We start from the raw sequence: 14,730 nt of genomic DNA on the forward strand, positions 1-14,730 counted from the left end.
GCACATCTAATCGCATCAAATCTCATGTAACGAGGGACGTGGAAGTATGAGCAAAATTAACAAACGCAAAAAAAAGCAAGCTGGCGGTACATTGGTCGGTGTGATTCTCGGCCTGATTGTTGGTTTGGCGATTGCGGTGGTTGTCGCGATCATGATTACCAAAACGCCAACCCCATTCACAAACAAAGCCCCTAAGGTAGATAAGCCTTCGGACATCATCACTGCACCGGAGCAACTGTCCGATCCCAACAAACCGCTTTACGGTAACCGTGGTCAGGCCTCCACTCCCGCGATCGCAGCGACTCCTGCAACTCCTGCTACTTCGGCCCCGCTGGCGATCCCGGATCGTACCGTTAATCCGGTAGTAGTCCCGCCGACGGCCCCGGATCTGATCGGTCAAAAGATTCAGGAAAAGCAGCAGGAAGCCAAAGCTCCGATCATTGATAAGACGACTTCGGATAAAGCCAAAAAAGCCGCTTCCGACATTGCGACCGCCAAGACCGACAATGCGGATGATCACTGGATTTACTACCTGCAAATAGGTGCCTTCCGCGAACAGGCAGAAGCGGAAAGTGCACGCGCCCGATTAGCTTTGCAGGGTTTCGAAGCGCGGGTCAGCGAACGACCGTCCGACAATGGCTCTTTATATCGGGTGCGCATTGGTTCATTTAGTAGCCTCGATACAATGAACCGTATGCGTAGTAAGTTGTCTGATAGTGGCATTAGTACCGCTGTAGTGCGTTCGGCAAAATAAAGCAGACGTTCGGACCGACATCCTCCTCACCTTTGGTGATTAAAACGAGAGGAGGGATGTCGAGATCAGAATGTTTGCAATATAATTTTTCAGCGCAATTTCTGACACTGGAAATTGCGCACTGTCTATCATTCGAATAAGGAATTTCTATGCGTTTTTTGCAACGTGCAGTCGCCATCGTCGGCCTTAGTCTTACTCTTGGTTTCGTCGCCGCATCGGCGAGCGCTTCGCCTGCGGCTCCGGTCGCTGGCACAGATTACAAAATCTTAGACACCGCGCAGCCTACCGATTCAGGCAAAAAAATTGAAGTGACCGAATTCTTCTGGTACAGCTGCCCGCATTGTTTCGCGCTGGAGCCGGAACTGGAACAATGGGTCGCCAAGCAAGGAGACAAGATCGATTTCAAACGGGTGCCTATTTCTTTTGATCCACGTTTTTTACCGCAACAAAAACTGTATTACACGCTGGAAGTAATGGGCCAGGTCCCTGGAATGCATAAAAAGGTATTTGATGCGATTCATGTTCAGCACCAGCGCCTGGATACCGATGCAACGATTCTTGATTTCGCGGTCAAGCAAGGCTTGAACAAAGCCAAGTTTACTGAGGTGTATAACTCGTTTGGCGTTCAATCCAAGGCGATGCGCGCAACGCAACTGCAAAACGCCTATAAAATCGATGGCGTGCCGATGATTGCGATTGATGGTCGCTTCCTGACTGCGCCATCCATAGTCGGGACCGCGATGGGCAATGTCTCAGAGCCAGTATTGTTTGCTGCAACCTTGCAGGTGGTGGATTCCCTGATTGCCAAAGCGACTGCGGAAAAAAATAAAACACCTGCTCCTCCGGCACAGGCAAAAAAATAAATCCGGCGATATCTGCTTACGTCTTCCATGGGTTAACCGATAGATATCATTAGTAACCCGGCGACGGTCCCCAAGTGCCAATCGCATTAAAGCGGTGTTTGGGCCTGCTGACAGGATCGCCACCCAGTCTTAAATAAGTTGTAAATAGTCCGCCCTTTCCATATCGGTAGAGGGCGGATTTTTTTTAGGACACCTCTTAGGATATTTTATGCAACGTGTATTTATCACCGGCGCGTCAAGCGGTATCGGTGCGGCGCTGGCCTTACAATATGCGGCACAGGGCGCTACGGTAGGATTGGTGGGCCGTCGCCGCCAGCCCTTGCAACTAGTGCGAGATCGTTTGCCACATCCTGAACGCCATCATTTATATGTACTGGATGTGAATGACCACGAGGCCTTGCGTATCGCTGCGGCCGATTTTATCGCCGAGGGCAATGGGATCGATGTAGTGATTGCCAGCGCAGGGATTTCGCAAGGCACATTGACCGAATTCGCAGAGGACCAAAAAGTGTTCGAGTCCGTGTTCGCCACCAACATGTTGGCCACCGTCGCAACCTTCAGCCCATTTATCGCGACCATGAAGCAACAGGCGTTAGCCGGGCAGCGTGACTGCCGGTTGGTAGGCATCGGTAGCGTTGCCGGTATCCGCGGCTTGCCGGGGGCGGGTGCCTATAGCGGCTCGAAAGCAGCGGTCATGCATTATTGTGAATCGTTGCGCGTTGAATTGCGTGCCAGCGGTATCAAGGTCGTGACGTTGGTGCCGGGTTATATCGATACGCCGATGACGCAGGTCAATCAATATCGGATGCCATTTTTAATGCCAGCTCCGGAGTTTGCAGCCCAGGCCAGCGCTGCAATTACCAGTGGAAGCAGTTATCAGGTCATTCCATGGCAGATGGGGTTTGTGGCAAAATTATTGCGTGTTCTGCCAGACTGGTTATACGATGCGGTATTTGCCAAGGCACCGCACAAGGCACGCAAAGTCTAGGCAGCGGGGAGTAAATCAAGAGTGTAAGTACCCGCTTTATTTCTGTATCCGTGCAAAAAAAGAAAGGGTGTCCGATACCGCAAGTATCGGACACCCTTTTTTATTTCAGCCACTCCTATCGAAAGGAGAGGCCAGAATAAGCAACGTTTATTTCGGATGCAACAATGAGTGCTTGCGCGCATAACCGAAATACACCGCCAAACCGATCAACAGCCAGCAGCCGAAAGCCATCCACGTCACTGCCTGCAAATGCAGCATCAAAAATACGCAGAAAAAGATCGCGGCGAGCGGCACGAACGGGACGCCGGGGCAACGGAAAGGACGTTTGATATCTGGCCGGGTTCTGCGGAAGATCAGGACCGCCGCTGAAATCAACGAAAATGCCATCAATGTCCCGATATTAATTAACTCCGCCAGGACGCCTAAAGGCACAACCGCCGCGATGAGCGCAAACACAACGCCGACTAACCAGGTGGTAAAAAACGGTGTCGCAAACCGTGGATGCACCTCGGATAGTTTTTTGGGTAACAGTCCATCTCGTGACATCGCAAAGAGAATCCGTGTTTGACCATAAGTCATCACTAAAATCACGGTTGTCATTCCAATAATCGCGCCTAAATCGACAAAGCCGGCAACCCAGTTTTCACCGGCATATTGCAAGGCCAGTGAAACCGGGTGATCAACGCCGAGAAATTTTTCGTACGGAACGATGCCGGTCATAATGCTGGCGACGACGACGTACAGGATTGTGCAGACCGTGAGCGAAGCGATGATGCCAATGGGCAAATCGCGGGCAGGACGCTTCACCTCCTCCGCCGCCGAGGTTACGGCGTCAAAGCCGATAAATGCAAAAAACACAATCGCTGCCGCGTTAAACACGCCCTGATAACCAAAGGGTAAAAACGGCTTCCAGTTAGCCGGTTGGACGTGGTTCGCACCGACGACGATGAACAACACCACCACCGCCAACTTGATAAACACCATGATGTTATTGGCGCGTGCTGATTCGCGTACGCCAATTGATAGCAGTGCGGTGACCACCAGCAAAATGATGAAGGCAGGCAGATTGAACCAGGTTTCAACCCCGGGCAACGAGCCGGGTGCCGCGCTCAACAGGGCTGGTATATGAATGCCAAAACCCGACAGCAACGACTGAAAGTAACCTGACCAGCCAACCGAGACTGCAGAGGACGCCAGCCCGTATTCCAGCAATAGATCCCAGCCGATCATCCATGCGACCAGTTCTCCCATGGTGGCGTAGCTGTAGGTGTAAATCGAACCGGAAACCGGCACGGTTGAAGAAAACTCGGCGTAACACAATGCCGCGAACCCGCATGCCACAGCGGCGAGGATGAAGGACAGCGATAAGCCAGGCCCAGCGAGCAGGGCACCGGTCCCGGTCAGGACGAAAATACCGGTACCGACGATCGCACCGATGCCGAGCAAGGTTAGATCGAGTGGCCCCAGTGTGCGTTTGAGGCCGCTGGTGTTGTTCTGACTATCGAGAATCATTTGATCCAGATTCTTGGTGCGAAACAAACTCATGAAACTTCTCCTGTGAAGATAGTACGGCGTCTCAATTACCCGATAAGTTTGAGATCGATTGTGTGGAAGGGCGAAGAACGGGAATGGGGTGTCGGGCATCGGGAACAGCACTGCGCCATTCGCAGAGACACGTAAAATACGCAGCTGCATTGATAAAATTGACTGTTATGGCCGCTGTAATTTTGTTTGGGGAGTGCGGAAAAGGCGACGCCGGGATTCGTCGCTCGAATGGTCGTGACATCCGCGATTGCCGACTACGGATGCCCTGGCCCGAAACGATTAATATAGGGTGAGGTGGTCGTGCTTGCAGGTGAGCGTGAGTAATGTGCGAAATAGCTTGAGCAAACTAAATAAGCGGAAAGGCCAATTAAGCAACGGACCGCGGTGAGCCTTTTCCGCCCTGACCAGCGCGTGCCTGGCAAGCGAGGTGAGCAAACGAAATCAATGAGCGAATCAATAAGCAAAATTAATAAGCAAAATTAATAAGGAAAGATTTCCGCATGGAAATTTTTCCTTATTCTCTCATACCTCGCATCCCAAATCCACGCCAGCGTGATGAAGATACGGCTTTGGCTTATCTCGGCACCTTCTTTTTATGCAGGAGTGGAGGCAGCCTAAAGGTAAGGGACCCCAAAAGTTTTGGTTCTCTGCGCTGTGAGTCAGGCAGATTCGAAGTCATAATCGCGTTCAACCCTGGCTATCCGGGTTTTATAGTGGGAATACCATTCAGCGCGACCTGAATGTTGCGCGATCAAATGATCTGCATGCGCTTTCCAGGCCCGGATCGCTTCGAGCGAGGTCCAGTAGGAAACGGTGATGCCAACCGATTCTCGCGCAGATTCAATGCCGAGAAAGCCGGGTTGCTGCTGCGCCAAAGCCACCATACGATCCGACATGGCGTCGTAACCCTGATCATTGGCGGTTTTCAAACTGGTAAAGATAACGGCATAATAGGGCGGAACTGGCGTTGCGGCGATCATGGCGATCCTATCTATGGGAGGGGTGAGCGCGCCAGAATAAACAACGCGCCGGATGCGTCAATGCGTCTGAAAGCGATAGATATTGTCGGCATCCATACGCCGCGTAAGCACGCCGTCAAACCATAATTTATGCAGATGCGCCAGCGCTTCACCCAGTGCGAACGTCATTTGATGCGCGTCTAGAGCGCGGGGAAACATGATCGGCACAATATCGCTGGCAGACTGTGGAGTGGCGCATGCCTCCACTACTTCAGCCAGTCGGTCATGGTGGTGCGCATTGAGCTGATCAATGCGCGTCTGTAAGCCACGGAACGGTTTGCCGTGAGACGGCAACACCAGAGTTGTGGCCGGGAGATCGCGGTATTTTTCAAGTGATTCGAGATATTGCCGGACCGGATTAGACTCTGGCTCGATCGCAAATACCGAGACATTGGTCGAGATCCGCGGCAACACCATATCGCCCGCTATCAGTACGTTCAGATCTGCGCAATACAGCGCCACATGCTCGGGCGCATGACCAAAGCCGGTGATCACCCGCCATTCATGCGCGCCGATGCGAAACAGTTGCTGATCATGTAATCGATGATAGGCGTGAGGAACCGCGGGGACCATGTCCGGATAATAGGATTTACGTTGCCCTACTTTCGCAATGACTTCCGGGTCGCGCATTCCGTGCATCTCAAAATGCGGCAACATCGCACTCCCATCGGAGCCCGGCAACGCAGCTGACATCATGCGCGCCGAAAAATACTCACCAGAACTCATCCATAAAGGTGCTTGCCAGCGCTGGCAGAGCCAGTCCGCCGAACCTACATGATCAGGATGGCAATGCGTTACCAGAACGCGGAGTACAGGTAAGCCATTTAATTGTGTCGCGAAAATACTTTCCCATGCGCTTCGGGTCGCATCGTTGGAGATGCCGCAATCGATGATGGTCCAGCCATGTTGGGTGCCGTGGGGTGTTTCGATGCTGTCTTCCAGAAGCCATAAATTAATATGGTTAAGTGCAAACGGTAACGCCATGCGTAACCAACGTACGCCGGGGGCGACCTCTAGCGTGCTGCCAACCTCGGGCAAATTATCTGCAAAAGCGTAATCAAGCTGGGCTTCAAGGGCATTCATTTAAGGCATCCATAAGGGTTGAGCAGATGAGCTGGCGGGTTGATGCGCGAAATCGAATGCGGGACACGACACAATCGGAAATGTTAGATCGAAATGGTGCTGCCCGGGCTTGCCGAATGCAACCATTTAATTTTCTCTGAAAAAATCAATTGGCTTAATTCTGCCACGGAAGATAACGTTGTGTTGGATGGTCCACGGTTTTTGCGCATTACCTCCTGATTGTTGCGTCTTAGGAGGTTGCTGGTCTCGGCATACCTGCAAGCGTGGCTTCAAGATTTATTCTCCGCCCAAATCGATAACGGCGGCGAGCGGCGCGGTGCAAGGCGTTTCGTAATGGGATATGATCCAGGCACGCGTAGAGTGATTCGCCATCTTGTCCAGAAAGCGCATTACGAAACGTATGGAACCCTTATCGAGCGCCGCAAAAGGATCGTCCAACAGCGTCACGGTTGCACCCGCAGCAAAGGCCGCAGCAAGCCATACTTTGCGCTTTGATCCGGTGGACAGCATGTAAAGATTTTTATCCAGATGCGGCATCAGCGATAAACCTTCGATCAGTTCGGCCAGCAGGACCTCATCAAAAGCGGGGTAACGCTCGTGTAACGAAGCGAAATAGGCCGTCGGCGTCAGTTGATCGAACGCTTCCGACTGCACATCGACCCGGAACGCCTGGCGCTGATAGCTGACAGGTTGATCGTCCAGGCGAATATCGTTTATCTGCAATAGTCCTTGATCGGGCACCAGATCGCCCGCCATTAAACGCAGCAGAGTAGTCTTGCCTGAGCCTTCGCCTCCACGTATGAGTGTCACGCCAGAAGGAATAGATCCGGACCAATCAGTAAAGACGGCGCGATCCGGGTAACGGAAGGATAGGCCATCAATTTGCAGGACCGGGGATGTGGCAATGGCGGAGTGTTCGATGGAGCTGTCCTCTTTGGTTTTATAACATGCTTCGCATTGTAGAAACAGGTCCGCGCATTTGTCAAATTGGCTGACGATTTACTGGCGTCGTAGGTTGTAACAACCATCGATAAACAATAACTATTAATTTATCAGTGGGTGCGGAGAAGTTTTGTTACGGGTTTTCTAGACCAGTTTCTTGTCTGGTGTCACGTATTTTTAGTGGATGTGGATCGATAGTCAGCTCGCCCAATTCAGAATGATCGTCCATCCGGATTTTGATCACTCCGCCTGCTCGATTGGCCACAAAAAACGCGCTTTGCTGAACGTTGCGATGAGCGAACGTCAGGCCAATGCCCCGGGAATCCGTGCTGGATATTTCAATTAGCGTTGGCAACGATGGCGCACGGGCAATCTTTGTGTTCGGATCTGGGAAATTTGGCTCCGGCGCTATACTTGCGAGAGGTAGATTTTTAGCCTGGTTAATCAAAATAGGGTGATTTGCGCCAACCCTCACACGTACAGTTATCTTCTGGTCAACCAAGTCCCCCCAATTGACCTGCGCTGGTATAGAGACAGTACTGCCATCGATTGTTGCATTGAGCGGCAACGCTATCGTTCCTTCAGGGAGTGACATATTAGGCAAATTTGCAAGCTTTGTTCGATTCAATCGGCTGTTCGAAAGCATGCGGCTAAGGGTTTGCATATGTCCCGGGCGCGGTAAAAAGGTCTCTCTGCTGACTGAAGAGATTCGCGCATGTGATGTGTCGTCCAAGCGATTTTCTGAAGCGAGGCGGCGCATGCTGGCAGCACTGTCGATGTGATTTTTCCCCGTACCGTCACGAATCTGCGTCGACATCGGCGGCGATAGGCTCGGCATTGACGGTAGCCTGTTAATGCTGACAACGTGATGCGGTTGATGAGTCGCTTGCAAGTTCTCGTTGGGACTCGCTGCCGTATGAGCCACCAGATTCGGGGTTGAAACTAAGCTGCTCATGCTCAGAGCATGACGAGTTTGATGCGTCGCTGGCAAAATCTCTTCGGGAGTTGATCCTGCTCGATCGGCCAGGTTCTGCGCTGAAGGCAGGCTGCTCATGCTCAGAGCGTGACGCGGTTGATGAGTGGTTCGCAAATTTTCCTCGGGAGTCGATCCTGATCGGACAACAAGGTCAGGCTCGGACCGTAAGCTGCTCAGGCTGAGAGCTTTCGACGGCTGATTTTGCGTAGCCTGCAGATGATGCTCAGGACAGGCCGCAAGGGCAAGGCTCTCGATTGAAGGTAAGCTGCTTAAACTGACGCTGCCCTGTACTCTATTTTTACTTTGTTCCAAGTCGTCGAGGGGCGCGGCGTGGGTATCAGGTTGTGGCTGGTCAAGTGCGCTGACCGTAGGAATGCTCATCAAAGATGGTCGACGGACATTGTTCTTTTTTCGAATGTGTTCCTGAATATCGCGTGACGCTGCTTCCGGATCGCTCAAAATCGGAGAGAGGTAGGTAGCAGAATAATGCATGGGACCATAAAGGGTTGGCGAAGAGCGCAGTTTCAGAAAATCTTCATCAGCGTCCTCCGTAAGGGCATTGGTCTGCTCAAGTTCAGCCTTATTTTTCTTCACGGCCTGAGTGAGTGCTGATTGTGCTTTTTCTAGTTGATATTCGAGTATGCCGATTGATGTTTTATCCGCATTAAACTGAAGCTCAAGCATCACGTCATCCAGCGCCATCTTATTTCGCGCTACCTCTTTGTTAAAACCTCGGTTCCGAATTTGTTGTTCACGCGCTGCCAGATGTTGCGTATATCCAGGGTCTTTTCTCGGGTCTTTCGGTTTCGCATTTTCGTAGCGACGCGTGGCCTCTTCCGGAGTCAGTAGCGGGGTTCCTGCCAACGCCTTTATTTTCCTGGTCAGTAATGTCGCATTGAAGGTTGAACATGATGGCGGAGCGTGATCGATTCGCTGGGCTTGTACCTCGCGCTGCAGTTGAGCTAACCTAGGCGAACACGATACGTCTTTGAGCGTTTGCAAGAGTGATGCCGTATTTCCTCGAGACAAACTTTCGAATAGCGCTTTATTCGACAGGAAGCCAGCGTCACGTAAATCGAATAGTACCGTCAAATAATCCGATAAAAAGCGGTCCATTTCCGGGTCAAGCGGATAAGGTGAAGCAGAGCGCACTGTGTGAAATTCCCATGCTAATTCGGATAATTTTCGGTTGATGTTATATCCCTTGTTTCGGTCTTCCGTTAATAGTAGAGCCAATTGATCCGGCGCTTCCGCCATTTTATCCAGGACGTTTCGATAGACAGTATCAAGAATATAAATACTGTTAAGTTTGGTTTCCGCGTTAGCTTCGAGCGCCTGCCATAACGCATCGCTCGCGTCTAAATAGAGCGCGTACTGTTGATGTCGCGCATACTGGTTTGCAATCTGATTAGCTCCCGTCAGGCCGAGAGTGAAAGCTTTTTCGGCGCTATCGCGCAAAGTCTGAGGATCCAGGAGAGATGCGCGGCGGAAATCTTTATTCTGGTTTGACATGTTGAAACCAGCGGTGAGCGCCTGAAATAACTGCTCCTGCATCTCACCTTGGCGGTATTCGCCACGAGGAATTTCCGCCCATTTTTCCTTTTTGCCGACGTCCGGCGCGACACAGACAAAAAAACGGCCATGTGTATGCGGTTTTGGTTCAGGAATACTTTCTTCTGAAAGCGCGACGTCAAGCCTCCTTACCGCGACGCTATGATCCGTTAATTTACGCGCCCGGGGTAGCATGACGATAATATCGCCGGGGGGCGTGGTGACGCATATTTTCCGGGAGAAAAGGGGAGTTCCTCCTATATTTTCATCCACATAACGCCAAAATCTGTCCTGATTGTCGCGCAGCACAACGCCTTGTCCAGGTCGCAGACCGTGCAGCGCGCCGATCACATGCGGGGCGAGCAGCAGTGCGGAACGGTCTGGCGTCTCATCCTTAAGGATCGTGCCATGCCGAAGGCTGAATTGGATATCGGCCAGCAGGCGATCTTTGCTTTCTTGCTCAAACTGATTTAAAGCTGCGTCACTTTCTTTCAAGGCCCTGGCAGCAGCGAGGGGTTCCCGCAGTTCATTATGCATTTTTTGATAGCGCTCATTACCAACCGATAAGATGCGTTGACGTTTTGAGTTTACTTCTGCAATCTTATTTAATTGCTCTTGTAATAAATCAGGCGCTGTTTCTATCTTTTGTTTGAATATTTGTAGTTTATGATCATCTGGCTTGTTTGATGAGGTTGTTAGGCCGGGCGAATTTCCACCTTGCTCATGATGTTGATTATCCGGCACTTTATCCGAGACGGGTGCACATACGCTGGATTGAACGCTGCTCGCCCCCGCTCCGCCCCCAATCAGCTTGGGTTTGGTAGGGCGGGCATTAGGTATTTGGTCAGAGGTATTTTCTTGTGCTCCACTGGCACCGTCCAATTCAGAAGTGTAAGCGTCATGTGAGTGGGCGGCTTCCTCAGGAGCTGATCCTGTGGAGCTTACAGATTTTTGATTGACATCACCTGATGTGATTGGCGCAGGATAATGTTCAAAAAATCTTTCCGTATATTCTTCTCCAATTCTTTTCGTCATGGTGCCCCGGTCAAATCGGTCGCCGGTACGTAAATCAAATGTATTCGCAGATAACGCGTCGCCCATACTTTCACTAAGTCGCACCTGAACCAGAGGGTGTCCATCGACTGTTAGTTCCTGAATATCCGTCACTATAAAATTATGTCCCGGGTTATACAGAGACTCCGCTTCCTCTGGCGTTGCCGAGAGCGGCCCTATAGCGCGGGCGTCCTCATGGTCTTCTAATATGAAAACTACCGAGGTGTTGTCGAGTTCAAATTTCCCCGGTGCGCCTGCGGGATTATTACCGAAGAAGCGTTTAACAATATAAGGATTTTCGGTAAAGGACGTGAACTCAGTATTGACGAGGTGATCGCCAATTTTAATAGCTCCTGTCCTGAAATGCGCACCCGATGTTCCACGGGAACCTGACCCACCGCGATATAGCGTGGCTCCCCGCGCTGAAGGGAGTGATTCGATAACGTCTGCCAGTTCACCGATGCATTCAGGATTGCTGATACGGCCACGATCACCGTCATACCTGAAGCGATGGTTAAAACCCTCGTTTGAGTCATGGGTATATAAGGGGATCAACGAATAGTCCAGCTTACGTCGTTTATAGTAATAAACAGTTGAATTTACGTCGATTTCGCTATCGCTACTCTCTTCACTGTTATTTCCAAGGTCGTAAGAGATACCATTTTCATCGAAAAGTGTTTGCTGTCTATTAATTGCATCTTCCGAATGCCGATCGCAGGTTTCCGCGTCATCTTCAATGTATTTACGCCAATAGATAATGTCTTTTGCCGATGTCAGCAGGTTTTTTCCTTCTCCTGGATCAAAGTTAACATTTTGAACATTCACAATCTCTGATGAGAATGTCGATCGCAACGCTTGGGGATTGCATGAAGAGGTCGACAATTCCAGTTGCCTAACGGTTGAATGGCGAGCTGCGGATCCGGAAAGTGAAAAGATAAGATTTTTACTCCTGACGTAATTCCATATGTTTATTGTTCAACATTAACTCTTTTAGTTGATATCAAAATTCGATCCATCACAAAGGTTGCATCGACCAAAATTTGAACCAAATAGATAAAAATTTGATTGACGTTAACGTTAACTGCGGATAACTTAGCGCATTCAGCTCTGCGTCATTTAAACTTGTTTCTCCTGCTGCATGCCACTCAGCCTTGAAACCTTTACACCGTCTCCGCTTATGCCCACTTATACGATTACCGAACTTGCGCACGAATTTGATATCACCCCAAGGGCTATCCGGTTCTATGAAGACCAGGGGTTGCTCAGTCCTGCGCGCGAAGGTGCGGGCGGTCGTAATCGGGTTTATGCCGCGCGTGAGCGCACCCGTTTAAAGTTGACGTTGCGCGGAAAGCGGCTGGGTTTGACCTTGCTGGAAATTAAGAGCCTGGTGGATATGTACGATTCGCCAAAAGACACCGCCAGCCAACTTGAGCGCTTTCAGGCGGTATTGGCGCGTCATCGAGAAATGCTGGAGCAGCAGCGCGAGGACATTGAAGTCACGTTGGCAGAGATTTCGGTGCACGAACTTGAATGCATCAGATTATTGAAAACCGACCAGTTTAGTAGGCAAAAAGCCGTTCCTGAGCAAGGTATCTGAATGGCGTTTCAAGCATAGAATTCGAATAGTAATTTTGGACCATAAATCTGCAATTGCAATGCGTAATTTGTATTCGCTCAATTGCCACAACGGAGGAGACAAGATGGTGCATCTAAACGGGCTGAACTTTGATCATGGTGAAGATATCGCAGCATTGCGCGAATCGATCCAACAATTTGCGGCGGCAGAAATCGCTCCTCGCGCTGCAGAAATAGACCGAACCGATCAATTTCCGATGGATTTGTGGAAAAAAATGGGCGATCTGGGTCTTCTCGGCATTACCGCCGACGAAACCTACGGCGGTATCGGAATGGGTTATCTGGCGCACATCATTGCCTTGGAGGAAATTTCTCGGGCCTCTGCGTCAGTCGGACTTTCCTATGGCGCGCATTCCAATTTGTGCGTCAATCAAATCAGTCGCAACGGCAGCGCAGAGCAAAAAGCTAAATATCTGCCTAAGTTGATCTCCGGCGATCACGTCGGTGCGCTCGCGATGTCGGAGCCGAACGCCGGTTCTGACGTGGTAAGCATGAAGTTGCGCGCCGACCTGAAAGGTGACCGCTGGGTGCTAAACGGCACCAAGATGTGGATCACGAATGGCCCTGATGCGGACGTGCTGGTGGTGTATGCCAAGACTGATCTGGCCGCAGGCGCCCGCGGTATGACAGCCTTTCTGGTGGAAAAGACCTATAAAGGCTTCAGCGTCGCTCAAAAACTCGATAAGCTCGGCATGCGTGGATCGCATACCGGTGAGCTGGTGTTTCAGGATTGTGAAATTCCTGTTGAAAATGTGCTCGGCAGCGTCGGTAAAGGCGTCAATGTATTGATGTCAGGACTTGATTTTGAACGGACGGTCCTGTCAGGCGGCCCACTCGGTATCATGCAAGCCTGTCTGGATGTGGTGGTGCCCTACGTGCATGACCGTAAGCAGTTCGGGCACGCAATCGGCGAATTTCAGCTGATGCAGGGCAAACTCGCTGATATGTATTCCACCATGATGGCCTGCAAAGCCTATGTGTATGCGGTCGGTCAGGCCTGCGACCGTGCCAAAACGCCGGAAGCTGCGCGTGCTTTACGAAAGGATGCAGCCGGGGCGATTTTATATTCGGCCGAAAAGGCCACCTGGATGGCGGGCGAAGCGATACAGGCGCTGGGAGGCAATGGTTATATCAACGAATATCCAGTCGGTCGTCTTTGGCGCGATGCAAAATTATACGAAATCGGTGCTGGCACCAGCGAAATTCGTCGTATGCTCATCGGACGCGAATTATTCGCTGAAACGTCTTGATGCAATTTTGAATGGTGAAGAATTCATTGAGGGTAGCGGCATCATTGAATCCTCCGATGCCGCATTGTCCTTGTCATGCCAACTTCTGGCTTTAATATAACAACGTACACGGTTCTCGTATTCGCTCATGACTTCTCTGCACATTCAAACAGCATTATTGGCCCATCCCCAACTTTCTGTCGCCCTCGGGAAACAGATTTGGTTGAAGATGGAAAACACGCAACCTTCCGGTTCGTTCAAATTGCGCGGGATTGGCTTGTTATGCCAGCGCGCGGTGGCGAGCGGGGCGACCCAACTGGTCTGCCCGTCCGGTGGTAATGCGGGTTTTGCAGCGGCATTCGCCGGTGCAGCTTTAGGCGTCAGAACGACCGTCGTCGTCCCGGAAACCACTTCTGCTGCGGTAATTAAACGCATCCGTGCCATCGGTGCCGAGGTAGTTGTGCACGGTAGCGCATGGCATGAGGCCAACCAAGCCGCGCTGCAGATGTGCGAGCAAGCCGGTGTGATCTATATTCCTCCTTTCGACCATCCGGATATCTGGGACGGGAATGCCACCCTGATCGACGAAGCCGCGGCGCAGGCTAGGGTGCTAGGTGTCGATTTTGATGTGGTGATTTGTGCCGTTGGTGGTGGTGGCCTTATGTCCGGCATCCTGCAAGGGATGCACCGTAACGGCATGAAACAGGTGCCGTTAATTGCCGTCGAAACAGAAGGCGCGGCCTCGTTGCATGCTGCAGTGGGTGCCGGCGAGTTGGTATCGCTGCCCGCTGTGACTTCCATTGCAACTTCGTTAAATGCGACCCGCGTTGCAGCTGCCGCGTTTAACTGGACCCGCCAACACACGGTGCTGAGCGTCAAAATAAGCGATGCGCAGGCAGTCGCAGCCTGCCTCTCATTTGCCGATGATATGCGGACCCTGGTCGAACCGGCATGCGGCGCAGCGTTGGCAGTCGCCTATCAACGCTTGCCAGCGCTTGAGAAGTTCAAGCGGCCGCTGATTGTGGTGTGTGGAGGCATCGGGGTCAGCCTGGAAACGCTGGCCAGCTGGAAAACGCAATTTTCGTTATGATC

The 14,730-nt window shown here is 51.4% G+C and carries 11 protein-coding genes; 6 read left to right on the forward strand and 5 right to left on the reverse strand.

The features are described from left to right. Positions 1–46: 46 nt before the first annotated feature. The 3 genes from JQN73_RS08985 (at position 47) to JQN73_RS08995 (ending at position 2,605) form a co-directional block, all read left to right on the forward strand. Positions 47–754, forward strand: a complete 708-nt coding sequence (locus JQN73_RS08985; protein WP_205322715.1) for an SPOR domain-containing protein — start codon at positions 47–49, stop codon at positions 752–754. 149 nt (positions 755–903) lie between these two features. Continuing rightward, a complete protein-coding gene (locus tag JQN73_RS08990) occupies positions 904–1,617 on the forward strand; it encodes a thiol:disulfide interchange protein DsbA/DsbL (RefSeq protein WP_205322716.1) in 714 nt (237 codons plus the stop codon). A 208-nt stretch (positions 1,618–1,825) separates the two neighbouring features. Next, positions 1,826–2,605 (forward strand): SDR family oxidoreductase, encoded by a 780-nt coding sequence (locus tag JQN73_RS08995; protein ID WP_205322717.1) that lies wholly within the window; start codon positions 1,826–1,828, stop codon positions 2,603–2,605. 147 nt (positions 2,606–2,752) lie between these two features. Here the strand turns inward: JQN73_RS08995 and JQN73_RS09000 are convergent, their stop codons facing one another. The 5 genes from JQN73_RS09000 to JQN73_RS09020 all read right to left on the reverse strand — a co-directional run bounded on the left by JQN73_RS09000 (position 2,753) and on the right by JQN73_RS09020 (position 11,599). Then, entirely contained in the window at positions 2,753–4,150 is a 1,398-nt protein-coding gene (locus tag JQN73_RS09000; protein WP_205322718.1) for an amino acid permease, read from the reverse strand. A 659-nt stretch (positions 4,151–4,809) separates the two neighbouring features. Continuing rightward, complete coding sequence (locus tag JQN73_RS09005; protein WP_205322719.1) at positions 4,810–5,130, reverse strand: antibiotic biosynthesis monooxygenase; 321 nt, start codon at positions 5,128–5,130, stop codon at positions 4,810–4,812. Between the two features lie 57 nt (positions 5,131–5,187). Continuing rightward, entirely contained in the window at positions 5,188–6,252 is a 1,065-nt protein-coding gene (locus JQN73_RS09010) for an MBL fold metallo-hydrolase (protein WP_205322720.1), read from the reverse strand. A 276-nt stretch (positions 6,253–6,528) separates the two neighbouring features. After that, on the reverse strand, positions 6,529–7,158 hold the full coding sequence (locus JQN73_RS09015) for an ATP-binding cassette domain-containing protein (protein ID WP_370551357.1): 630 nt from the start codon (positions 7,156–7,158) through the stop codon (positions 6,529–6,531). Positions 7,159–7,327: 169 nt separating this feature from the next. Then, the gene (locus tag JQN73_RS09020) at positions 7,328–11,599 is read right to left on the reverse strand and encodes a hypothetical protein (protein WP_205322721.1); all 4,272 of its coding nucleotides are present in this window, start codon (positions 11,597–11,599) and stop codon (positions 7,328–7,330) included. A 352-nt stretch (positions 11,600–11,951) separates the two neighbouring features. On the opposite strand from JQN73_RS09020, the gene JQN73_RS09025 reads away from it, so the two are divergent. The 3 genes from JQN73_RS09025 to JQN73_RS09035 all read left to right on the forward strand — a co-directional run bounded on the left by JQN73_RS09025 (position 11,952) and on the right by JQN73_RS09035 (position 14,728). Beyond that, positions 11,952–12,371: a MerR family DNA-binding transcriptional regulator gene (locus JQN73_RS09025; protein ID WP_205322722.1), complete on the forward strand. Its 420-nt coding sequence runs from the start codon at positions 11,952–11,954 to the stop codon at positions 12,369–12,371. Positions 12,372–12,474: 103 nt separating this feature from the next. Beyond that, the gene (locus JQN73_RS09030; protein WP_205322723.1) at positions 12,475–13,659 is read left to right on the forward strand and encodes an isovaleryl-CoA dehydrogenase; all 1,185 of its coding nucleotides are present in this window, start codon (positions 12,475–12,477) and stop codon (positions 13,657–13,659) included. A 127-nt stretch (positions 13,660–13,786) separates the two neighbouring features. Beyond that, positions 13,787–14,728, forward strand: coding sequence for a pyridoxal-phosphate dependent enzyme (locus JQN73_RS09035; protein ID WP_205322724.1), 942 nt, complete (start codon positions 13,787–13,789; stop codon positions 14,726–14,728). Positions 14,729–14,730: the final 2 nt, after the last annotated feature.

The organism is Glaciimonas sp. PAMC28666 (assembly GCF_016917355.1).
In the GTDB taxonomy this organism is placed as follows: domain Bacteria; phylum Pseudomonadota; class Gammaproteobacteria; order Burkholderiales; family Burkholderiaceae_D; genus Glaciimonas.